General features: G+C 66.8%; 18 protein-coding genes and 2 pseudogenes. 7 read left to right on the plus strand and 13 right to left on the minus strand.

Going from position 1 to position 21,551, the window contains the following annotated elements; all coding sequences use genetic code 11:
• Positions 1-189: 189 nt before the first annotated feature.
• The 6 genes from ACIQPR_RS09885 to ACIQPR_RS09910 form a co-directional block, all read right to left on the minus strand.
• Positions 190-3,354 carry a hypothetical protein gene (locus tag ACIQPR_RS09885; RefSeq protein ID WP_403644623.1) on the minus strand — a complete coding sequence of 1,055 codons (3,165 nt, stop codon included), beginning with the start codon at positions 3,352-3,354 and terminating at the stop codon, positions 190-192.
• A 44-nt stretch (positions 3,355-3,398) separates the two neighbouring features.
• Positions 3,399-5,693 (minus strand): hypothetical protein, encoded by a 2,295-nt coding sequence (locus ACIQPR_RS09890; protein WP_403644626.1) that lies wholly within the window; start codon positions 5,691-5,693, stop codon positions 3,399-3,401.
• Positions 5,694-5,748: 55 nt separating this feature from the next.
• A complete protein-coding gene (locus ACIQPR_RS09895; RefSeq protein ID WP_403644629.1) occupies positions 5,749-6,627 on the minus strand; it encodes a hypothetical protein in 879 nt (292 codons plus the stop codon).
• Positions 6,628-6,815: 188 nt separating this feature from the next.
• Positions 6,816-7,076 carry a hypothetical protein gene (locus ACIQPR_RS09900; protein WP_403644632.1) on the minus strand — a complete coding sequence of 87 codons (261 nt, stop codon included), beginning with the start codon at positions 7,074-7,076 and terminating at the stop codon, positions 6,816-6,818.
• Positions 7,077-7,789: 713 nt separating this feature from the next.
• Positions 7,790-10,165 carry a DNA topoisomerase gene (locus ACIQPR_RS09905; protein WP_403644635.1) on the minus strand — a complete coding sequence of 792 codons (2,376 nt, stop codon included), beginning with the start codon at positions 10,163-10,165 and terminating at the stop codon, positions 7,790-7,792.
• Between the two features lie 218 nt (positions 10,166-10,383).
• Entirely contained in the window at positions 10,384-10,581 is a 198-nt protein-coding gene (locus tag ACIQPR_RS09910) for a hypothetical protein (RefSeq protein ID WP_403644639.1), read from the minus strand.
• 190 nt (positions 10,582-10,771) lie between these two features.
• Here ACIQPR_RS09910 and ACIQPR_RS09915 point away from each other — a divergent pair, with 190 nt between their 5' ends.
• Both ACIQPR_RS09915 and ACIQPR_RS09920 read left to right on the plus strand, forming a co-directional pair.
• A complete protein-coding gene (locus ACIQPR_RS09915; protein ID WP_403644642.1) occupies positions 10,772-11,158 on the plus strand; it encodes a hypothetical protein in 387 nt (128 codons plus the stop codon).
• Between the two features lie 87 nt (positions 11,159-11,245).
• Positions 11,246-11,551 (plus strand): MazG nucleotide pyrophosphohydrolase domain-containing protein, encoded by a 306-nt coding sequence (locus ACIQPR_RS09920; RefSeq protein ID WP_403644645.1) that lies wholly within the window; start codon positions 11,246-11,248, stop codon positions 11,549-11,551.
• A 119-nt stretch (positions 11,552-11,670) separates the two neighbouring features.
• Here ACIQPR_RS09920 and ACIQPR_RS09925 read toward each other — a convergent pair whose 3' ends face one another.
• Together ACIQPR_RS09925 and ACIQPR_RS09930 are read right to left on the minus strand one after the other, a co-directional pair.
• Positions 11,671-12,432, minus strand: a complete 762-nt coding sequence (locus tag ACIQPR_RS09925) for a hypothetical protein (protein ID WP_403644648.1) — start codon at positions 12,430-12,432, stop codon at positions 11,671-11,673.
• On the minus strand, positions 12,432-12,566 hold the full coding sequence (locus ACIQPR_RS09930; protein WP_403644651.1) for a hypothetical protein: 135 nt from the start codon (positions 12,564-12,566) through the stop codon (positions 12,432-12,434). Before ACIQPR_RS09930 ends, ACIQPR_RS09925 begins: the two co-directional genes overlap by 1 nt.
• A 217-nt stretch (positions 12,567-12,783) precedes the next feature.
• On the opposite strand from ACIQPR_RS09930, the gene ACIQPR_RS09935 reads away from it, so the two are divergent.
• Positions 12,784-13,131, plus strand: coding sequence for a hypothetical protein (locus ACIQPR_RS09935; protein ID WP_403644654.1), 348 nt, complete (start codon positions 12,784-12,786; stop codon positions 13,129-13,131).
• 39 nt (positions 13,132-13,170) lie between these two features.
• Positions 13,171-15,312 carry a hypothetical protein gene (locus ACIQPR_RS09940; protein ID WP_403644656.1) on the plus strand — a complete coding sequence of 714 codons (2,142 nt, stop codon included), beginning with the start codon at positions 13,171-13,173 and terminating at the stop codon, positions 15,310-15,312.
• Positions 15,313-15,558: 246 nt separating this feature from the next.
• On the opposite strand, the pseudogene ACIQPR_RS09945 reads toward ACIQPR_RS09940, so the two are convergent.
• Positions 15,559-15,723, minus strand: a pseudogene (locus tag ACIQPR_RS09945) (SWIM zinc finger family protein); the annotation flags it as partial.
• Positions 15,683-15,880, minus strand: a complete 198-nt coding sequence (locus ACIQPR_RS09950; protein WP_403644659.1) for a hypothetical protein — start codon at positions 15,878-15,880, stop codon at positions 15,683-15,685. The pseudogene ACIQPR_RS09945 and the gene ACIQPR_RS09950, both read right to left, overlap by 41 nt.
• Before the next feature lie 82 nt (positions 15,881-15,962).
• On the opposite strand from ACIQPR_RS09950, the pseudogene ACIQPR_RS09955 reads away from it, so the two are divergent.
• Positions 15,963-16,175: pseudogene (locus ACIQPR_RS09955) on the plus strand (hypothetical protein); the annotation flags it as partial.
• A gap of 33 nt (positions 16,176-16,208) precedes the next feature.
• Here ACIQPR_RS09955 and ACIQPR_RS09960 read toward each other — a convergent pair.
• Positions 16,209-16,409 carry a hypothetical protein gene (locus ACIQPR_RS09960; RefSeq protein ID WP_403644796.1) on the minus strand — a complete coding sequence of 67 codons (201 nt, stop codon included), beginning with the start codon at positions 16,407-16,409 and terminating at the stop codon, positions 16,209-16,211.
• Positions 16,410-16,698: 289 nt separating this feature from the next.
• Between ACIQPR_RS09960 and ACIQPR_RS09965 the strand changes: the two genes are divergently transcribed.
• Together ACIQPR_RS09965 and ACIQPR_RS09970 are read left to right on the plus strand one after the other, a co-directional pair.
• Positions 16,699-18,516 (plus strand): hypothetical protein, encoded by a 1,818-nt coding sequence (locus ACIQPR_RS09965; RefSeq protein ID WP_403644799.1) that lies wholly within the window; start codon positions 16,699-16,701, stop codon positions 18,514-18,516.
• Positions 18,517-18,943: 427 nt separating this feature from the next.
• On the plus strand, positions 18,944-19,849 hold the full coding sequence (locus tag ACIQPR_RS09970) for an oxidoreductase (RefSeq protein ID WP_403644662.1): 906 nt from the start codon (positions 18,944-18,946) through the stop codon (positions 19,847-19,849).
• A 691-nt stretch (positions 19,850-20,540) separates the two neighbouring features.
• Here the strand turns inward: ACIQPR_RS09970 and ACIQPR_RS09975 are convergent.
• A complete protein-coding gene (locus tag ACIQPR_RS09975; RefSeq protein WP_403644665.1) occupies positions 20,541-21,170 on the minus strand; it encodes a hypothetical protein in 630 nt (209 codons plus the stop codon).
• Entirely contained in the window at positions 21,167-21,541 is a 375-nt protein-coding gene (locus ACIQPR_RS09980; protein WP_403644667.1) for a hypothetical protein, read from the minus strand. Before ACIQPR_RS09980 ends, ACIQPR_RS09975 begins: the two co-directional genes overlap by 4 nt.
• Between the last annotated feature and the right edge of the window lie 10 nt (positions 21,542-21,551).

The raw sequence follows: 21,551 nt of genomic DNA on the forward strand, positions 1-21,551 counted from the left end.
CCAGTTCGCGGATCTCGGTGATCCACCATCGCGCCGAGCGATACCAGTCGCATGGGAACTCGCCGCGAAGCCTCGATCCGAGCCCCATGCATTTTCCCTTCTCCTCCAGCCGTGCCAAAGACGTCGCACCCGGCGAGGACGATCGCATGGTCGTCCTCGCCGGGTGCGTCAGCCTTCCACGCTCGCCAATCAGTCCTGTGGACTCTCGGGCCGGCTCCGGCGAGGACCATCGGCCGACCGGTGCTGAGGCTGCGGAGTCTCCGCGCTCTGAGAAGCCGGATCGGCGACCCGGCGTAGGCGGGGACGAGGGCGCGGAACCGGAGCCTGCTGCGGCGAAGGGGCCGGTGCAGGAGCCGAGGTCTGTGGAGTCTGGGCCCGCGGGGCGGGCGTCTGGCGCGGTGTCGGCGCCGCCTGGATCGAACCCGGCTGACGTGCACCAGACGCAGCCTGAGTGTGGCCCGAAACCGGAGCGGCCACGGGACGAGGCGCCGACGTTCCGGCTCCCAGCTGCCTCGGAGCCAGGGTGTCCTGAGCTGAGCGCATAGGACGCGTGCTCGGCGTGGCCGGCTGCCCGGAAGCAGGAACGGGAACAAGAGCTGGAGTCGCGTCGCCGGTGCGGCTCCGGCCTCCAGAGCTGCCACGAGAGCTCGTTGGGTCCGCGGACGAGGCCAGGACCTCGCCGGGGATGACCTTGTTGCCGTCCGAGGTGTATCCGAGAATCGACAGGCCGCCCTGGTTGCTCAGATTCTGTGCCGTCTGCTTGTCCGAGTGTGAGCTGCCCGCTCCGCCATTGGTCAGCTGCAGCGGACCGCCGTTGTCGACGGGGCCGTCACCCTGGCCGGACGCCCCCAGGGCACCAGCGGAACCGCCGCCACCGGAGCTGCCGCTGCCAGGACCACCGTCCAGCGCTGGGCTGTTCGGATCGCCTGGGCCGCCCTTGCCGCCGCTCTCCAGAGCCGGCGCCTGCTTGCCCGCGGTCACTTCCGTGGCGTCGCCGTTCGTGCCGCCGGCGTTCGTCGACGCCGTCTTGCCCGCGGGCTTGCCTGCGCCCGGAGAGGCCGGGCCTGTGGTCTTGCTGTTGAACCCGTTGGCGAGCTTGTTGCCCATGGCCATGCCCGCGCCGGCTCCCGCACCTGCGGCAAGAGCGGGCATCAGCCCGCCCTTGTCCGGCTTCGGCGCGGTGCTGGTCTCCAGGAACTTGTCTACGAGCTTGGTGACCACCTCGTCCATCGCCTGCAACACGGTCTTGCGGACCCGCAGCAGGGCGAAGGTGACACCCATGATCAGCAGCGACGAGATGAGCGTCAGGATGTATACGATGATCCCGCCGAGCGCAGCGCTGCCCCACAGGCCGCCCGGGCTCATGAAGCTCGACACCGGACCTGCCATGATGTCCGGGGCCGAGATCAGGAACTCGGAGACGAACTGGTAGATGAACAGCGTGACGATGACCTCCAGGATCATCGCCATGGAGTAGACAATCACCTTGGCGATCGCGGCCATCGCGCCCAGCGTCGCGAACGGCACGGCCGCTACGAGGCCGAAAATCCGTTTGACCGAGCCAGCCAGCATGCCGAGGGCATACCAGAAGCCGAGCAGGACGACGGAACCCAGGACCGTGGCTGCGTTGGACCAGTACATGAACTTCCCCGGCCCCGTGCCCACCTGGCTGACGGCCATGTGGTTCTCGCGGGTGAACCCGCTGGTGGCGTTGTTCGAGCTGTACATGTTCAGCGAGCTGGGACTGAACCCGGTGTTGAGGTAGTTGTACGCCGCCAGGGGGGACAGGTTGCACGAGGAAGGCGTCTTGCCCACCGTGAAGCCGCAGTTGCTCTTCGTCCCGGTCGTTGTGAAGACCGTTGTGCCCTTGCCGGGACGAGAAGAGGTCAGGCCCGTGCCGTCGGTCGAGATCACCGGGTGATCGACCGGCTTCGGCCCCTTCTTCTCACCGAACCCCTCCACGTCGCCGTAGCTGTCCTTGTCGACGAACCAGCTCTTCTTGGCATCCGCGCTCTCGTCCAGCTGCGTAATCGAGCTCTTGATCCCCGACTCGAAGTCGGAGGCTGCGATCTCATTGCCGGCGATGTACTTGCCGATGATCCCGAAGGTCGCGAACACAGCCTTGAAGTCGTCTGACGCGCCGGTGCCGACGGAGACGGTGCCGTCCTTCCAGGCAGACTCGGCGTCGTTCGATTTCGTGCCGATGCTGATTCCGTTGAACGTCGCTCCGTGGGACTGTTTGTTGATCGCCAGCGCGCTCGTGCGCACCGACATCATCGCGTCAGAGCTGGCCTGGTCACCGTCCCACGAGACAGTGGCCTGGTCCGGGATTCCGAGGCGGTCGTTCATCATCCACGCCTCGAAGTCGACGTAGGTGCTCAGCACGACGCGCGTCGGACCGGCATGCTGGCCGAGAACCGAGTTGTCGAATTTGTCGAGCACGCTGGTGTACATCGATCCGATGAGCGGCAGGCCGACGCCGATGAAGACGACGCGCACGATCAGCTTCTTGATCGCCGAACCCCGGTCCATCTTCTTGAACATGACCAGGCCGATGAGCAGCAAACCGATGAAGATCGGCACCAGCGCCTGCCACGAGATATCGACGAGCAGGCCGTACCAGCCGCTGATCCAGTGCTGCAGACCCGAGAGCGCGCCGCCTCCGGTGTCACCTCCCGTCATACCCTCGGCCAGAGTCGGGTTGACCGCCGCGACCGCGCTGTAGAACCACATGAAGGGATTGATGAGCTTCAGGAACTGGAGAATGACGTAGAACAGCGTGCCGACCGCCAGCGCCAGGGCGTAGAGGACCCAGATGAGCGATCCTCCGATCACGCTCACGATCTGGCCGCCGATGCCCGAGGACATCGTGTCCAGGCCAAGGTCATTGTTGGCCGCCCCGAAATGCGCGTAGTCGAGCATGCCCGAGTACTTCGCATTGCCCTTGTCGTCTTTTGCTGCCAGGGTCTCGTACGTGACGGTCTGCGAGGACCCCGACACCTCGGCGAAGAACCAGCCCACGATGCTGCCCAGGCTGAAATCCGGGTCAGCGTAGCCAAGCATGGAACCGCCTGAAGCAGGGCTGCCCACGACCGGCTTCCAGTTCTCGTGCATGCCCTTGTCGGTCGACGGCGAGTTCTGCTCGCTGAAGTACGAGCTCGCATTCGAAGCCAGCTGGTAGAGGCTGTAGTTGTCGCGCTCCTTCTGGTCGGCCGCGGACGCACGGGATGAAGTCGCCATCATGAAGACCGGCACGAACAACGCGGCCAGAAGCACGAGTGCGAGCCCCCGCGCGAGCCCGCCATGGCCGGCCCAGGAACGCAGCCGCGCCACCGCCGTGATCGTCCCGTTCATCGTTTCTCCCCTACTCCTCGCCTTCGTATCAGTGCTGATCCCGCTCATGCCTTGACCAGCTTCTTCGGCTGGGGCTTCCTCGCCGGCTGCGTCGCTCCGTCCTCGGGCTGCTGCAGGCTCTTCTTGCCGTCGCGGCGCTTGCCCCTGTCGATCTGACCCGCGGCAGCCTCGCCGTCGCCGCCCTCGCTGTGTTTCCGGATGCTGGTGAGGTTCGCGCCCGGTGCCGGCTTGTCGTGCATGATCGCGCCCATCCGCGCCGCATCTTCGGCCCTGGCCGCCTCCAGGCGGACCTGCCTGCGCTGGGCCTCGCGGTAGGGGTTGATCCCCAGTGCCAGGTCCAGGTGGAAGACCACGTTGGAGACGCCCCGGCGCAGGTACGTGAGGTTCTCGCCCTTGGTCGTGATGAGCTGGGCGAGATCCGGCGGAATCCGCTGGTGCAGCTGCTTCTGGTACTCCGCCACCGTGCCGTCGCGCATCGGTCCGAAGAGCGTGTAGTCCGCGGCGTCGAACGTGTTGAAGTCGCTGTCGGCCAGCATCTTGTCGACGTCGTTGTAGCTGTAGACCACCCGGCCGCCGCGCTCGTGCATGTGGTCGAACTGGTCCTTGATGTACTCCTTCACCCGGTCGTCGATGTGCTCGGTGCCGTGGATGATCACCGTGTCGCCGAGCCCCAGCTTGCCGACGGCGAAGCCGACGATATTCACCAGCTGTGCCATCGCCACGCCCTTGCCGCGGGGCACGAGCCCGGAGAAGTCGTAGACCACGCGCCGCGAATCCCGGACCCCGTCCACCGCCGAGGCCGTGTGGTTGTTGAACAGGTCGCCATTGGTGCTCAGCATCGCGTTGGCGATGCCCCTGAGCACGTTGTAGGCGCGCAGCTGGTCCGGGTCGGTCCTGCTGGAGTTCAGCAGCGCCTTGTGCGCGGTCGCCACGTAGGAGACGAACATCTGAAGACGCGGCACCTGGGTGTGCGGGATGTTCACCACGCGCAGGCGGTGACGCTGCTCCTTGGCGTTGTGCCGCCACATGCCCTGCTCGACGTAGAAGTCGGTCGCGGTGTCTTCGAGGGCGCTGCGGATGATCGAGCCGATCGCTCCGTCGCTGGTCTCGTAGAGCTGCTCGAACATCAGCTTGAGCTTCTCCATCTGGGCGGAGAAGACCGTCAGCTCGTCCACCGCCTCGCCGAACATCTCGAACATGTTCACGTCGCCCTGATTCAGGTCGATGCGCGAGGTGAGCCGCTCGAACTTCGGGCCGAGCTTGTCGAGGTTCGCTCCGTCGAGGACGAGGTGGACGACCCGGCCGTTGTTCAGCAGCGCCGCCTGCGAGATCTTTGAGCACCACATGTTGGCCACCCGCTGGCGGTTCAGGTACTCGCTGAGCGTGGCGTCGGCGACGATCACGTGGTGGTCGTATGCGTTGACGTCCATGAGCACGGCGCTGTTGTTGACGTCGCCGACCATGTAGCCGACGTACTCGCCGCCACGGTCGTTGAGGCCATTGGTCACCAGCGAGTACGAGCCGGCCAGCTCGGTCGAGGTGAAGTGGAAGCCTTTGCCCTTCTTCTTCTCGTTGTTCCTCCACAGGCCCGAGAGCTCCTGACGCTGCTCGCCGGCGTAGGGCGCAGCCTTCAGCGTGCCGAACCGGTCGATGTACAGACGCGTGACCCGGTCGATCGTGTCGTCCAGGGTTGCCAGATCGGGGGCCTTGAGGAAGAGCCGGTTGTGCACCGAGAGGTAGCTCGCACCATCCTGGATCTCGCCGATCGTGATCCCGAGGTCACCGGAGATCTTCGCGGCCTTGCGCCTGGAGGAGGTCGTGCCCGTCTCCTCCTGCTCGTTCGCATCCAGCCGGTCCAGCTTCTCCGCCTGCTTGGTGTACGAGTCGATCCACTTCTCATCCATCCGCTTGACCTGCTCGAGCACGACGGCAGTGACCCGTTCGTCCAGACCGTCCGGGATCCGGTCGATACCCCAGAAGGCGGCGAAGTTGTCGTGCGCGGCGTCGTCGTGGAAGTACGCCAGGATGCAGGCGACCGAGCCGTCGACCTCGAAGTAGTCGGAGCGGAAGAGGTACTTCTCCTTCGGCTTCAGCGCGAGCAGGTGAGGGTAGGCGCCGAACGTGCCCTGCAGGTGCTTCATCTCCCGGCGGCGCTGCCACCAGTTCTTCCTCGGCTCGGCGGCCTCATCGGCTGCGCCGGCGGACGGCGCGGTGTCCTGTACGCCCTCAGCCTGAGCAGCACCGTCCGCGCGCGGATCACCGACCACAGGCTCCGCGGTCTCATTCGTCTCGTCAGGCTTCTTTCCCGGAATGCCGAGCTGCGCCCGGACTTTCGTCATCAGCGCCATGGTGTCCTTCGTTCGTTCCTCGTCGTGGTGGCCGGCCTGGCGCTGGTCAGTTCAGCGACGCCTTGAGATCGAGCAGTTCGTCGTCGACGCCCTGATAGAAGACCCGGAGCATCGGCAGGGCCTCCTCACGGTCGAGCCTCGTGGCTTCCTTGATCATCAGAGTCGAGCCGCCGACCTCGGCCTGGAAGACCTGGTGCCCCTTGCGCAGTGCGTCGGCGTTCTTGCCCTTGAGCAGCAGGTACTGGTGGATCGAGGTGAACTTCCCGCCCACATGCTGCGTGAGAATGTCGTACTGCTCGTTCTGCAGCTCGATCAGATCGGGATCGCGGACCCGCAGGGCCTGGTTTCGCCGTTCCAGGTTCGCCACCTGGCGGTAGATCCGCTGCGGCTCCTTCGTCGTGATGAAGCTGTGCTCGCAGGCCGTCTCGACCTTGCGCCAGAAGGAGTCGACTCGGTCGAGAATCCCGACCCGGTCCTCGTCGAAGAGCAGGTAGCTCGCCGAGCCGACGACCAGGTAGACCTGGCCTTCACCGCCGTCGGAGAAGTGGATCAGCCCGTCCTCGTCGATCCCGTCGATGCCGACGATCGAGTAGAAGTCCGTGGGGTTCGAGCTGCGGCGCGTAAAGACGTGACGCGCTGTCCGGGGCAGATAGCCCAGGAGGGCCGGCACCCGCATGATGCGCAGCTCCTTCGTCTTCATCAGCCCGCCGAAGTAGGCGATCGCCGACAGCCCCCAGAGAACGAAGAACGTGATGGAGACTGGGCCCGAGCTCGCGACGAACGTCGACGTGCTGAACCACAGCAGGGCGAGGATGCCGCCGCCGAAGAAGAGCAGCTGCTTGATCGGGGAGGGCTTGGCCGCCCAGCCTCCCTTGCTCAGCGTGATCTCGTGGTCGAGGAAGCTCCTGTTCAGCGAACTCGGCACCTTATAAGACGGTTTCGCCATGGATCCCTCATCCCCCCTGCGGTCGCAATGGTCATTGCTCGACCTATCAAAAAGAGTTCATGCGCAAGGTGTGTGCGGGTGACATCCTATCTTAGATAGGCTATTCGAATCGAGAATGGAAGGGGCTTGAATGGCGACTGCTGGTGACTCGGACGCAGTAGTCCGAGTCATTGGACGTCGTCTGAGCGGCTGACAGGTCGGTCGCGCCGCGGGAGTAGAGGTGCTCGGCCCATCGCTACCGCCTCAAAGCGCGGAACGTCGTCGCCCAGGTCGAGCACGCCCAGCGCATCGGCTGAGCTGTCCCGGTCGAGAATTTCCTGACGGACCGGCATCCCAACGAGCACTGCCTGCTCCGAGTGCCGGAAGTGGTAGTGCCCGGCGACGCACAGCGTCTCCTTGGCCGGACCGAGCACCGAGAGCACCCGCACGGTGTGCACCTGCTGCGCCTCGCGCGCGTAGCCAGATCGGCGGGGCGCCAGCCGTGGTTGTCGCCGAGCCGCTGGATCAACCCTGGGAGCGCCAGGGGGTCGTGAGCGAGCGCAACATCAGGGCCTGCCCCGGCGTCCAGAAGACCCGCTGCCTGCTCGTCCGTGGGCAGCTCAGCCTCCCACCGCGTCAGGCCCGGCATCCGCACGCACCGGTCGATCCTCGCGGCCCTTGCCAACTAGCCGACGGAGTGCTGGCCAGCGCGCACGAGACTGGAGTGGGGGAGGAGCGCCAGATGCGGTCCCATCCAGAGGACCTGGAGCCGTTGCGCGACAGCGTGTCGATTACGTGGTCGTTCTCGTGGTTGTCCAACACGACGTACAGGCGCACGCTCAGTAGGGCGAGCTGCTTGTTCAAAGCCTCAAGGGCCCCGTGAACGGTCCGGATTGGATCGCGCTGCGCGTGCCGCGCCAGATCATCCCGAAGTCGCCCGTCTGCACAAACGAGTTGCAGCCTCTCGACGTCGGCGTCACCACTGCGTCGTGCCGGAACCGGGTGTCGCCATGGACATCGCCGATCAGGCCCACCTGATCTCCAGCTGCACGATGTCGTTCATCGTCCTCATCGCATCCCTTCTGTTGTCGCTGTCGTGCAGAGGCGGCAGTGGGTCCCGCGGTCCGGGACCCACTGCTGTTCGTCAGTGCCTGTCCGGGCATCAGCCGAACGACGGCACGATCTTCTTCTTGCCGCCCTCTTCCTTCCAGGCGACCTTCGCGTCAAAGGTCTTACCCTTGGCCGAGACGAAGCCCTTGCCCTGGATGGTCTTGCCGGCTGCCAGGTCACGCCTTTGCGCATCGGTAAAAGTCACTTGGCACCAGGACCGCGGCGGCTCGTCGGCAGAGCCGAAATCGGGGACGATTTTCTTCGCCTTCGCGTCCCAGCTGACCTTGCAGGCGAAGGTCTTGCCGGTCCGCGCGCTGACAAAGCCGTCGGTCTCCAGCGCTTGGCCCGCCAGGAGCGCAGTGACCTCCGCCGGCGTAAACGTCCGGCCGGACCACTTCGTCGGCCTGTCCGGCACATCCAACTGGAATCCGACGAACTTGCGGCCCTTGTAGTTGCCGACGTCAAGCGCTCCGGTGGCCGTGTAGGGCTTGCCCGCCTTGTTCGTGGCCTCCAACGAGATCGTCTCGCCCGCCAGTAGCCTCGCCACCTCGTCATCGCTGAACTCGTGGCCCGACCAGATCTTCTTGAAGGCGATTTCCTTCGGCCCGCCCGGAGCGGCTTCCCACACACCCTCGGCGCGCGTAGCGGCCACCTGCTCCTTCAGGCCCAGCTTGTCGCGCATGGGCGCAGCGTTCTTCGTCATCGTGACGATGTCCTCGCGCACCCAGTCGGCGACGACTGCCAGGCGCTCCTCGGCCGTCGCCGTCCCGGCGGCGATGTCGCGCATGTCGGCGTAGACCTTCTCGGTGAGCCCGAGATCGCCGATGCGCGTGCCCGGCAGGAGCCGCCAGCTCATCTCGCCGGCCCGCGCGAGCCTGAGCTTCCGGCCCTTCTCCGTCAGCAGCGGATACTTCGCCTTGTCGTTGGTGACCTCCGAGTACGTCGAGGTGCGGGTCGCGCCCGTGCCCACGTCGCGCTTCTCCAACTGCTTCATCAGCCACTTCATCGTCGGATGCTCGGGGCGTTTGTTCGCGCCCTCGAAGATGAACGGCTCCGCGGTCTGGCCCAGGCCCTTGCCGGACTCGTTCTCGTCGCCTTCAGCCGTGTCGTCGCCGGCGTCCGGATCGAACACGGCCCGCCAGCCGGGGCTCTTGGGCACATTGGCGATGCCGACGAAGTCCGGGTACTTCTCCACGTGGCCCTTCTGCTGCTCGTAGAGGTAGTCCTCGGCGAGCATGGCCAGGTAGTTCTTCGCGAGCATCTCGTAGATGAGCCGTCCGGCCTTGCCGTACTTGTGCTCAACCTCGTCCAGCGAGGAGGGCACCTTCGGTCCCGGACGATTCGCGCCGTGCGCGCCCCGGGGCTTCACGTGTGTGGACCGGGGCTGGCGGTGCGTCAGAAGCCCGGCGTCGACGCCGACCACAGCGGCGATCTTGTCGACCAGTGTGGTGAGGTCCTTGAACTGCTCGGGCGTGATCGTCTTGTCCTCCGTGCGCGGGTAGGAGACGACCTGGTCCTCGTACATCTTCTGGTAGGTCGAGAGCGTCAGGTTCGCCTTCACACCCTTACTGACGAGCATCGAGGACAAGGAAGCGAGGTCGAGCAGCTTCGGCGGCGCGGTCTTCTTGCCCGCCTTGCTGTCCAGGACGACAGGGGAGGGGTCGTACTGCTGAGGCACCTGGCCCTTCTGGTCGAACCGCGGTTCATCAGGGTTCGTGTACATGACGTCGTTCTCGTCGCGGAAGCGGTTCTGGAAGAACGGCTTCTTGATGTACGCGTCGTAAGCTTTCTGCTGGTCGCCGACGAGAGAGACCATCGCCGACTTCAGCCGGCCCTGGCGCAGCACGAGGTCCTGGCCGTACTGGCGGCCCATCGCCGTGGCGATACGCGTGAACTGCATGGACAGGAAGTCCCACTGGGAGCGGTACATCGCCTTGCGGTAGTCGCCCTCGTTCTGCATGGACTTCACCGGCCGGCGCTGTTCGAACGCCTTCTGGATCGAGGCCTTCGACTCGTCGGTGAACTCCATGCGGCTGAACCGCTTGCCGTGAAAGCCGAGTTCGTCGATCGCTTCCCAGAAGAGCAGATCACCCTCACCGGACGGATCCAGATCCGTGGCGATGACGATTTCGTCGCCGCGGCTGAGCGCAGAACGCAGAGTCTTGATGACGTCCGCGACGTTCTTCTTCGGCTCGCGCTTCCACGTCAGGTCATCCAGGTCCCAGGGCAGATTGCTCAGGTCCCACTTCTGATAGGCGTCCGCGAGCGAGGAGTCCACCATCGCGTGCGGCTGGGCGAACTCGTAGAGATGGCCCCTCAGGCTCGCCACCTCGAAGACCGTGCCCTTGTAGCTGCCCTTCGTCCCGCCGAGGGCGCTGGCCATGTTCCTCGCTGCGCTCGGCTTCTCTGCGACCACGATCGCGACCATGCCGACTCCTTCTCGTCATTGACTTGGAGACGACTATGAGCCTACTCGAAAGGGGTGGGTGAGTGGCGATTGAAAGGGAGTCGAAAGGGATTTCAATGGGGTGTGGGGGTCATGTAACCAAGCCCGGCGCTGGCGTGCTGTTCGAGCAGTCGCCGCTCGTGGAAAAGAGAAGTCCCCGAGAAGCTGTGCTTCTCAGGGGCGTCATCTGTCGAGCGCTGTCACCGCCCAGCCCGGAACGCCACGCCGAGGCCGTCAGTGAGGAGTTCGTCGGACGTACCGAGGAACTGGTCGGCCTGGCGCTCGTCGCCGAGGGTGGTGGCGGATAGCGCGAAAGCGTGCTCCTGGGGGCGGCGCGCTGCTTCTCGTCGCGCCCAAACGCTCGGCCGAATCCGATAGTCGAGCGAGGTGTTGGTCAAGGCGGGGATGTCGCGTAGCCCGGCGGCGAAGCCGTAGGTGCAGCGTCCGGTCTGCGGTGGCGGGTCGTACGGCCGGTCAAGGGCCTGAGGCGCCGTGCGCTCTGACAGCTTCGCCGCGGCTTCGGAGCTGTTGTGCCACGGGACTACTCGGGAGGCAGAGCAGGCGGACGGACATGTCCTGGACGGCCGAGTGAACTTTGACGGAGCGGACGCCTTCGGCGCAGTCGAGGAAGGAGGACCACGTCGAGAGAGCGCCGTCCGCACCTCCTTGGACCGCAGCTTCGTCAGCGAGCTCGTCTGCGGCCCTCTCTGCCGCGATCGCTCCCGCCTCACCTGGCACCAGGCACTCGAACCCGCCGACCTCGTCACCACCCGCGACGGCATCTTCCTCCACCTCACCACCCCCGCAGTCATCGTGCACAGCCGTCTCAAGGCCCGCGACGGTCAGGCACCCGATCTGGAAGCGATCGCCGAACTGTCCCACGCCTACCAGCGCGTCTTCCGGCTCCTGGAGAGCCATGCGACGGTTGTCACCTACGAGACTGCGCCAGAAGCCGGCTGCCGCCCCACCGGCTGACTCCTGTCCCGTTCTTGCCTCTCCGGCGCCTGAGCCTCGCTACTGTTCCCCGAGAACGCCCGCACTGCACCGTCAAGGGGATCTGCCGTGGACATCGCCGAGGCACAGAAACTCGCCTGGGAGAACAAACTCGCCAAGGGCTTCAACACCACCGACATCCCTCTGGAATTCGGGCTGCTCACGGCCGAGGTCGGCGAGGCATTCACGGCGTGGCGCAAAGGCCTGCCCGACCACGGTGAAGAACTCGCCGACGTCTTCCTTTACCTGACGGCGATCGCTGAGATGCAGGGCGTCAACCTCGCCGATGCGGTCAGGCAAAAGATCGCGAAGAACACGCGTCGCGAGTACGCCCCCGGCTCCAACGGCGCACTGGTGCGTACCAGTCAGGAATGACCTGCATGCGGCGCTGACCGCCTTCGAGTTGGACGCGCTGGTGAGCCAACGACTACGGGGATCGTTGTCGGCCCGGGACGCGGGTTGCACGTGCACCTCCAGATGCGCCCTATGGCCTCCTATTGGACTTGATGCAGCGGGCTCACCTCGTGCACAGACGGCTCCGCCGGGTCCCGCGCGTGACCTGTCCCGCCCTGCTGCCGTTGGACGGTGCATGTAGACGGGACCACCTCCCGCATGAACGTCTGCCCGCCGAGGACCGGCAGCGGAGGCAGCCCGCAGACCTCGGCCGCCAGGAGCTCGGCGATGTCCGCAGCCTGCCGGGGCAGCGTCCTCCTGTACTCGACGAGGCCTTCAAGCGGGCTGAACAGATCCTCGTCCCTGATCACCGCAGCCACCCACCTGGACCTGTGCTCGTCCCACACACCCAGCCCCCACTTCTGGACGGCCTCGTCCTGAACGTCCGCGAAGAACGCCCGTAGGACGCCCCACCATTCGTCCTCGCTCAACTCGCCGGGAGCCACGCCCGCGAGCTGCCGCTGACGGTGCCGCTCCGCCCAGCCGGCTGCGGCCTCGGGCCACTGTTCCGGATGCCGCGCCAGGCCCTCGGCATCAAGGAAGGCGATGAAATCGGTCTGCCAGGCATCGAGGTCGACACCGGGCTGCGGCCCGTCCACGCCGGCCGGTGCCTCCCCGTCCTCCACGTCCTTCCTGCGCTCCTCGCCCTCGTCGCGGTCGGGGGAGACCCAGTACAGGACGTGGTCGAAGTCGCCCCACCACTCCTGTACTTCCCCCGAGTCGGACGCGTCGTACACGTCCTTCTCCCCGTCTCCGGCCCGTGCGGCCACGTACATGCCGAACATCAGGTCGAGGAAGGTCATCAGCGCATCGAGGCGACTGCCGAGGCCCCCTGGCGCATGCACAGGCCGTCCGCCGTGCCCTGCGGCAGCAGGGCGGGCGCGAAGGCCGTGCCTGTCGAGGGCTCGGTGACGGACACGTAAGCGTCCGTCCTCACCGTAAATGCCTATATCCGCCTCTATAAGCCTTGGTTGATGAGGTATCGGTCATACCTCTTTCGCGCTATGGTCGGCTTGCCGTTGTCGACCACAACAGGGGGCGTTGTGACGGGGGTTGAGGTGGCAGTCGGATACCTATGTGCCTGGCTGGTCCGAAAGGGCCGGCGAGTCGCGGGGCGTGCGGATGCAGAGATTGACCGAGGCCTGGATGCAGGCATGGACCGGCTGCACACTTTGGTCAGCAGCACGCTAGGTGATCACCCGGCGCTTGCACGCGTGCGCACGGAAGCCGCGAGTGACGAAGGCGAACCCTCCGGACCTGCGCGGCAGCTCCTGGCGGCTGCGCTGGCGAACGCGGTCGCGAGCGACCACTCGTTCGCCGACAGGCTCGATACGCTGATCGAGGAGATCCGAGGCGCGGAGAACCCGGCCGCCGGCGGAACCACGATCACGATGAGCGGCACCTTCCACGGTCAGACGGTCGGGCAGGGAACTATCAACGTGACATCAGCAGACCTCTCTGACACACCTGACCCCGGATCACAGCGCAAGCCGCAACCGTAGATGAAAGGCCGACCGCCCGCGGGCCCTGTCCATATCGACATGTCCGGCACGTACCACGGGCCGGTCCTCGGACAGGGAACCCTCAACCACTACAACATCAACATCAACATCTACCGCGAAGCGGCGGCCCAGGCCGACATACCCGAAGCGGACGCCCTGTACAGACGCCTGCACAACCTGCAGGGCGCCATTCTGAAGGCGCACCGGGCCACCGGAGCAGCTCCGCGAGTGCGGGCCGTCTTCGGACAGGACCGACTTGTCCCTCACCCGGACTTGCGGCTTGCTCCTGAACTCATAGCCGGCGGAACCGGCATCCGCCGACCGACGGGTTCAGCAGGTCCCTCAGGTCCTCAGCTGCTTGTGGAGCGATTCGAGGCTGCCGACTGCCGCATGCTGCTCGCGGGTGGCAGCGGCGCCGGAAAGACCGAACAGCTCTTCCTGATCGCCGAGACCTTGCAAGCCCGCGCAGCTGCCGCACTGAACGGTGAGAGCGACGAGAAGAATCCGGCCCAGATATCGATCCCTGTCGTTGTTCCCCTCAAAGGGCTGAACGAACCGAGGGCCACCGGGCTGGACTACGTTCTGCACTACATCACGCACATCCTGGGCCTGGGTGGGGCCAACCGGAATCAAGTCGCACGGTGGATCACGACCGGCCGTATCACCCTTCTGATCGACGGCTTGGACACACTGCCCTCAGAACAGCACGCACCGTTCGTCGAAGGGCTCAACAAGCTCTGCGTGGCGAACGAAAGCTGGGACGTGCGGCTATTGGTGACCACCCGTCGTGACGAATACCTGTCACACGGGCTGCTGCTCAACCTGCAAGAAGCAGTTGAGCTCCAACCACTCACCACTGCCCAACTGCACTCAGCCCTGGGACAGGGCGCCTCCCCAGCAGGACAACAGGCGCTGGACCGCCTGAAAATGTGGTCGGTCGAGGCTCCTGAAGCGGCAACCCTCTTGTCCAGACCACTCGCCTTCACGATCCACGCGTTGATAGCAGCGGAGGGCGGAACACCGGCCTCGCGCGTCTCCGCTCTGGGGATCCCATGGGCTGACTACCTTCACATTGCGATCGACGCGGACGCAGCCGAGATCCCTGACGGGGTGAATCCCGACTCCGCGGTCTGCCTGTCTTTCCTGACCTGGTGCGCGGAGCGTCTGCGCGCCAGCGAAGGAAAGGTTCTGCCCGCCCAGGTGCCCCAAGAGTGGCTCACCCCCGACCTCTTGGGTGTCTACCGCTGGCGCATGCTGGTGTGCGGACTGCCCTTGTTTCTCTACAGCGCCATCGCGGGTTGGCTGGTGATCGGCCCGTGGGGCGCGGTCTGCGGCGTTGGGCTGACTGTCCTTCCCTCTGTTCTCTCCATGCGATGGTTTTCTGAATACCGGGAAGTCATGGCTGGCTACGAGGCGAACCAGGCTGGCTCAGAAGTCCACCGGCGCACACGGCTGCGCTTCAGCGTCTGGACGCCCGTGCTGGCCGCTGCCGGCGGCGGACTGGCCTACGCGGCGCAAAGGTTCTGGCCAGCCGTATCCCGCAGCACATGGGTCTCAGCTGGAACCTTCAATTGGGCGTGGATAGCTTTCGGCTGTCTTGCCGGCCTGGCGGTCGGCCTTGCCGGAAATCACGACGCCAGACGCCTCCTCATCGATGGCCCCACCCGCGGTGACTTCGACCTGTCAACCTTGCGGCCGCTGCAACTTGCAAGACTCCTCTCCAAATTCGCCGCAGGGCCCTTGGTCTTCGTCACCTTCCTCGGCACACTCCCCGGCATCATGATGCTGGTGGTAGGCGCCACGGTGGAGAGCCTTGGCGCTCCCGCTCCCGGCGCGCACATCCCCTGGATCCTGGATGCCTTCCTCTCAATGCTGAGAGAAATCCATGCTGCTGGGCGCAGCGCCCCGCTCGGTGACCTCTACCCCCACCCAGCGTGGCTGGGGGCATGGGTGGCACTAGGCGTTGGTTGGACGGTCCTCTCCGCGGTCGCCTGGTTTCTGCAGGTCCACCGCGTATTGCCGCTGAAGGAGGCACTTCTCAGGGAGGAGGGTGCCCTTCCCGGGCCATGGCGGTTGACGCTCACCTTCCTGCGCGATCACGGTCTCCTGCGTGACTCCTGTGGCTACTACGAGTTCGTGCATGACGATCTGCTCGACTACCTGCAGGGCCAGACCCCCTGACGGACGACTGCCCTCTTCGGCCTGGGTACGCGCCGACGCGCTATCAGCGCTTCGGCAGCACACTGGACCAGAGCACGGGGGTACAAGGAAGCGGACTGGCGGGACCGGCGGATGCCGTGGGGCTGGGGCGTCTGGGAGATCACGCTCGGTCGGCGGTCTCCGGCGTATGAGGGAGTGCGGGTTGTGTCCGCGCAGGAGAAGCAGCGACAGCGGATTGTCGTCTAGGGCCTGGGCGAAGGCGTAGATGAGGGCCGCACCGTGTTTGCAGGGGTCGCCGTCGTCAGGACAGTCGCACCACAGCTCGAAGTCGCCGGGGCCGGGGCCGGGGAACAGGCTGATGCCCGCTGGGCGGCGGCCCGGTCGAGGGCCATCACGAGCGTACGGAGGCGAGCGCGGCAGTGACGGCCGCAGCGAGGCTGATCACGGCGGCGAACACGATGGCGGCCTGCTGGAAGGCTGCGGGGTAGGTCGCGCCGTCTAGGCGGGCGAGCGTGGCGGCGCCGGCGGCGGCCAGCAGTGCGACCACGAGAATCAGGGCGATGGTGAGCAGAACGATGGCGACCGACATGACAGGCTCCCTGTAGATGGTGGGGTGTTGACGTGCCCGAAGGTCGCGGAATCGGTGTTCGCCGGGGTTCGCCGCGAGGAAGATGAACAGCGGCGGACACGGCAGCACTGCGGGGGGGGGCGAGTACGTGCAGAGTGACGAGCAGAACGGCAGCAGTCCGGCACTCACTGATCTACGTGCGAGGTTGAGTGCCGGGCTGGCGCGTATCCGGTTGAACAAGTCGGAGCTTGCTGTCCGGGCCGGGTTGGGGCGTACGACGGTGTCGGAGGCGTTCACCGGTGGAGGGCCGGTGCCTTCGGCGACGACGGTGACGGCACTCGCGCGCGCGTTAAAGCTGCCGGTGGACGAGTTGCTGGACCTGCGGCGGCTTGCGGTTGAAGAAGGCGCCGACGGCGGGGTGGACGCCGCGGGGCCGGGCCGGCGGATCGCTGAGTGGGATCCGTACAGCCTGGAGGTCCACCCGGTCGGCCCCGTTGACGATGTGGCGTTGGAGCCGCGGGTGCTGCCCGGCTATGTGAGCAGGGAGCACGACCGGTTCCTGCAGCTCGCGGTGGAGGATGCGGCGCAGGGCCTCAGCCGCATGGTGGTGCTGGTGGGTACCTCCTCCACAGGGAAGACCAGGGCCTGTTGGGAAGCGGTCCAGGCGCTCGCCGGGGCGGGGTGGCGGCTGTGGCACCCGTTCGACCCGACCCGGGCCGAGGCCGCGATCGAGGATCTGCACCGTGTCCGGCCGCGTACGGTGGTGTGGCTGAACGAGGGCCCAGCACTACCTCGGCGACCCGCGGACCGGCGAACGGGTCGCAGCTGCCGTCCACGCCTTGCTCATCGAGCCCGAGCGCGGACCTGTCCTGGTGCTGGCCACACTCTGGCCCGAGTACGCGGACCAGTACACCGCCCTCCCGGCTCCGCGTGAACCTGATCCGCACAGCCGGGTACGCGAACTGCTCGCCGGACGCATGGTCTCCGTCCCGGACTCCTTTGACGCCCGCGCCCTCGCCGACGCCACCGCTCTCGCAGAGAACGGTGACCGGCATCTCGCCAACGCCCTCCAGCGCACCCGAACCCACGGACGCGTGACGCAGGACCTCGGCGGTGGCCCTGCGCTCGTGCACCGCTACCAGCACAGCACTCCGCCTGCCCGGGCCGTACTGGAAGCGGCGATGGACGCGCTCCGTCTTGGGGTCGGCCCGCTGCTGCCGCAGGCATTCCTCACCGACGGAGCCGTCGACTACCTCACGGACACCGAACTGGACCACCTCACTCCGGACTGGTCCGAGGCGGCCTTCGCCGAACTCGCCCGCATGGTGCACGGCAAGCAGGCCCCCTTGTGCCGCACCGCCCCCCGGCGTCAGGGCCGCCCGCCTGGAGCCCCGTCATCCGTTACCACACCTCACCCGACGGCCGGCCCGATGTTCAGACTGGCCGACTACCTCGAACAGCACGGTCGCACCGCCCGCCGGCATCTGTGCCCGCCGGCATCCTTCTGGCACGCCCATACCCACCTTGCCGATCCTGGCGATCTCGTCCGTCTCGCCAGGGCAGCCCACGAGCGCCACCGCCTTCAGTGGGCGTTCCACCTGTACCGGAAGGCCGCCGACTCCGGGATTGTGGGCCTCTTCAGCTACTTGGCCACGATTCGCTACTGGGTTGCGGCATGGGAAGACACCGAGCCTCTGTTCCGGCAGGCCGCTGAGGAGGGTGACACTTACGCCATGTGCCTCCTGGCCGATGCGCGGGAACGGGCAGAGGACCGAGAGGAAGCCGAGGACTTTGCCCGGCGGGCCGCCGCCGCAGGCAATACCAACGGGCTCAAATCGCTGGCCGCTATGCGCGAGCGTGCCGGGGATGAGGCCGGCTATTGGGCGCTCGCGGACGAAGCAGAACGGATAAAGGAGGGTCTGGACCACGAGTGGGTGGTGGTCTCGGGCCTTACATGGGTGGACGGCGAGGTGGTGGTGACCAAGGACCCTGAGCCGTACTACCAGCAAGCCGTCGAGGCCGGCGACACCAGCAAGCTCTTCGACTGGGCCGAATGCCGGGAGTCGATCGGGAACCCGGAGGGCGCAGAGACGCTGTACCGGCAGGCCGCCGCCGCTGGCGATGCCAAGGCCCTGGTCCGCCTTGGCGAGTTGCGCGAGGAAGCCGGGGACCGGGGGCACGCGGAAGCCTTCACGCTCAAGGCCGTCAGCGCCGGCGAGCCCTACGCCGCACTCCGCCTCGTTGTGAAACGGGAGAAGAGCGGGGACACGCATGGCGCCGAGGCACTTGCCCGCAGGGCCGCCCCCATCGACGATACCCAGGCTCTGTACGGCTTGGCCCAGATGAGAGAGACAGCCGGAGACCGGGAGGCGCAGAGACGCTCGCCCACAGAGCAGCCCACGCCGGCAATTTCTCCACGCTCCACAGGCTCGCTGAAATGCGCAAGGAAGCGGGGGACACGGAGGGCGTCGAGAGCATCTACCAGCAGGCTGTTGAAGCGGGTGACCCCGGCGGCCTGTTCCTATGGGCCCGGTGGCGGGAGGAAGAGGAAGACCTGGAGGGTGCCCAGGCCTTGTACCGGCAGGCCGCTGACACTGGCGATGGAGACGCTCTGGCACGCTTGGCTGATATCCGTGAGAAGGCCGGAGACCCGGTAGGTGCCGAAGCGCTGGCTCGGCAGGCCACAGACGCGGGCGCGCGATACCTGAGGGTGATGGGGCTATTTGAAATTCCCCACCCTGTACTCAGCTCGGGACGGACCTGCTCGCCTTGTCTCCCCACCCTTTGCTCGCGGGCAGCCCGGGTTCCGACGCGCTCATCGGAGCCGCATGCGACCGGCCGGGTGGTGATCGTCTTGTCCGGCCGCGCCGACCGCAACCCCACCGTCCGCCACCTCGGCAGGACAGCAGCAGAAGGTCTGAAACTGCGTCCTGACCGGCGCTCTCTCGTCAAGTCCAACGGCTTTGCGACGATGGCTAGTTCCGGATAGGGACGTGAAGTTTCACCCAGCCCGTTGACCTGTCGCAGCACACCGAGACGGCCGCATACTCCAGGACCTGACGAACCGACGGGCGAAGGAGCACGGTGAGCGCAGCGGCGACAGCAGGGACCTGGAAGCTCGGGGACCTGGAGGTGAATCGCATCGGCTACGGCGCGATGCGGCTGACGGGCAACGGCATGATGGGCAACTCCGACGGCACGCCGGTCGACCGCGATGCCGCCGTCGACCTGCTGCACAGTGCGTTCGAGCAGGGCGTCAACCACATCGACACGGCCGCCTTCTACTTCTCACCGCTGCGGTCCGCGAACGAGATCATCAACCGCGCCCTCTCGTCCTGGCACGGCGACGTGGTCGTCGTGACCAAGGTCGGCCCGGCACGCGATCCCTCCGGCGAGTGGCGCTACACGGTCCGCCCCGACCAACTGCGCGGCCAGGTGGAGGAGAACCTGCGCCAGCTCGGCCGGGACTGCCTGGACGTGGTGAACCTGCGCGCCGGTGGCCCCCGTACAGCCTCGATCGCCGAGCACTTCGGCGCCCTCGCCGAGCTGCGCGATGCCGGCCTTGTCCGGCACCTCGGGCTCTCTGCTGTCCTGCCCGAGCACGTGGCCGAGGCCCAAACGATCGCGCCCGTGGTCTGCGTGCAGAACTCCTACGGCCTGGACTGGCGCCGCGCTGACGAGAGTGGGCTGGTGGACCTGTGCGGGGAGCAGGGCATCGCCTTCGTCCCGTTCTTCGCGGTCTCCGGCCTGCGGCGCGAGGCAGCCGCAGGCCGGGAGCAGGACGCGCGCGTCCAGGCCGTTGCACACGCCCACAATGCGACGCCGACCCAGGTGCGGCTCGCCTGGACCCTCCACCGCGGTCCGCACGTGCTGGCCATTCCCGGCACCAGGAACCCGGCGCACCTGGCAGAGAACATCGCCGCAGGAGTCCTGCGCCTGACTGCGGAGGAGTTGGCCCTTCTCGACAAGCCGGACGGAAGCATCGCCTGAGCTTTTGCCTGCGATGCTCGGTGAACTTCCCCAGTCCGTTGAGAACCGGACAGAGTGGGACGAGGAGTGTCCCTGGTCGTTTTCAGGAATCGCCATCAAGGGGTCGCGACCGTGAGTATTGGCCGTACGGGCTGGACCCGGACGGCACACCCACGCCTCCATGGACATAGTGTGCTTTCTGCCGAAGGGCGCTGTGAATCCGTGTCGTCGGCATCATCCGGGACGGGTCTTCGCCGGTAACACTTCACCCGCCCGCCGTGAAGGTCTGAACTGCCGTACGGCGGCAGATCCATGCACTGCCGGATGCGGTGACGGACGCGGGCCCTGAACCCTCCGATGAAGTAAGCGGGTTGAGGCCACGGAGCGGCCGTGCCGTAAGGGTCGCTGCCCGCCCTGGGGACGGGTGGTCGTGGGACGCGGGCGGCACGGGGGCCGGGGCGAAGACGGCGCCCCGCAGTGCTGTTACGGCTGTACATACGGAGTGCTGGTCGAACGCGCGCATGTGCGGCCAGGCCCACCAGGGCGTTCCTGGGCTGGGGAGCGTAGCGCCGAACTCGACGCTGCCCGCTGTACGGGAGGGGTGTGGTCCGACGAGCAGTAGTCCACGGTGCCGGAGGGGCCAGGGTGGGTGTTCCCGTTCCCCGTTCGATGAAGGAGATGCTGCCACCGGTCACGCTGGGCCGGGTGATGCTCAGGACGGGCCGGGGCAGGCGGGGCTGTCGGGCTGGACGGTGATGGTGTCGGCAGGGGCGTAGGCGATGGGGCCGTCCTTGGTGGTGAGGACAGCGCCGCCGGGGCCGAGCGTGAGGAGTGAGCCGCACTGGGTGCCGGTGGGGGTCGTCACCTGGAGGGCGGGGTCGGAGCCGGGGCCGTACCAGGTCATGCCGACTGCGGCCACGAGTACGGCGGCGCATCCGAGGGTGGCGGCGATGCCGCGGCGCAGGTGTGCCACCGCACGTAGGGCCTCTTCGTGGTCAGTGGCAATCCGTGAGCCCAGCCGGGCCGTGCTGGTGATCGACGGCAGACCGTGCCCGGCGGTCATCAGCCAGCAAGCGCCGGCCGCGCCGACCACCAGCGCGGCCAGCAGCAGAGCGCCGACGGTCACCGCGTAGGGCTGGGCCAGGCCGGAGACGTCGGAGCGGCCCTTGATCAGCCCGAAGCCGAGGAGTCCGGTCAGGAGTGCGGCCAGGCCGTTGCGCCAGGCCAGCGCGGCGGCGCGGACCCGGGGCAGTTCGGTGCGGAACAGTTCGTCCCGCTGTCGGGCGCGGCGCAGGTCGTCCGGGGTGGCCGGGCGTCCCGGAGCCCGGAAGCGGTAGGTCATGTCGCCTCGGGCGCCAGGAACAACGACCAGTAGGCGCCGCAGCCGTCCGCGTACTGTGCGGGCCTGCCGGGGTGTTCACAGCCGGTACAGGTGCAGGCGATCGGATGTTCGACCTCGTCTTCGGCCGTGGCCGCCGGAGCGGGTTGCGGCATGGGCAGGGGGGTGTGGGCGTCTACCACGGACTTCACGCTCTCGTCGGGGAGCGGCACGGTGATGCGGCCCAGGCAGCGCGGGCAGCGGCCGTAGAGGACGACGCCTCCGCCGGGCAGCGCTGCCTGTTCGATGCCGAGCGCGATGAAGCGGTCTGCGAAGTCGGTCTCGCTGACCTCCTGGAACGGTTCCCGTCCTGGGTCGGGCGAGGGGTTCGTCATCGTTGGGTGG

This window comes from Streptomyces sp. NPDC091280 (genome assembly GCF_044768565.1).
Lineage (GTDB): Bacteria > Actinomycetota > Actinomycetes > Streptomycetales > Streptomycetaceae > Streptomyces.

Coding starts and splice junctions, on each gene's coding strand:
- ACIQPR_RS09935 (WP_403644654.1), top strand. CDS start 12,784: ATGGACCGGCTGCACACTTTGGTCAGCAGCACGCTAGGTGATCACCCG.
- ACIQPR_RS09975 (WP_403644665.1), bottom strand. CDS start 21,170: ATGACCTACCGCTTCCGGGCTCCGGGACGCCCGGCCACCCCGGACGAC.
- ACIQPR_RS09980 (WP_403644667.1), bottom strand. CDS start 21,541: ATGACGAACCCCTCGCCCGACCCAGGACGGGAACCGTTCCAGGAGGTC.
- ACIQPR_RS09925 (WP_403644648.1), bottom strand. CDS start 12,432: ATGACCTTCCTCGACCTGATGTTCGGCATGTACGTGGCCGCACGGGCC.
- ACIQPR_RS09905 (WP_403644635.1), bottom strand. CDS start 10,165: ATGGTCGCGATCGTGGTCGCAGAGAAGCCGAGCGCAGCGAGGAACATG.
- ACIQPR_RS09940 (WP_403644656.1), top strand. CDS start 13,171: ATGTCCGGCACGTACCACGGGCCGGTCCTCGGACAGGGAACCCTCAAC.
- ACIQPR_RS09890 (WP_403644626.1), bottom strand. CDS start 5,693: ATGACGAAAGTCCGGGCGCAGCTCGGCATTCCGGGAAAGAAGCCTGAC.
- ACIQPR_RS09885 (WP_403644623.1), bottom strand. CDS start 3,354: ATGAACGGGACGATCACGGCGGTGGCGCGGCTGCGTTCCTGGGCCGGC.
- ACIQPR_RS09950 (WP_403644659.1), bottom strand. CDS start 15,880: ATGTCGGTCGCCATCGTTCTGCTCACCATCGCCCTGATTCTCGTGGTC.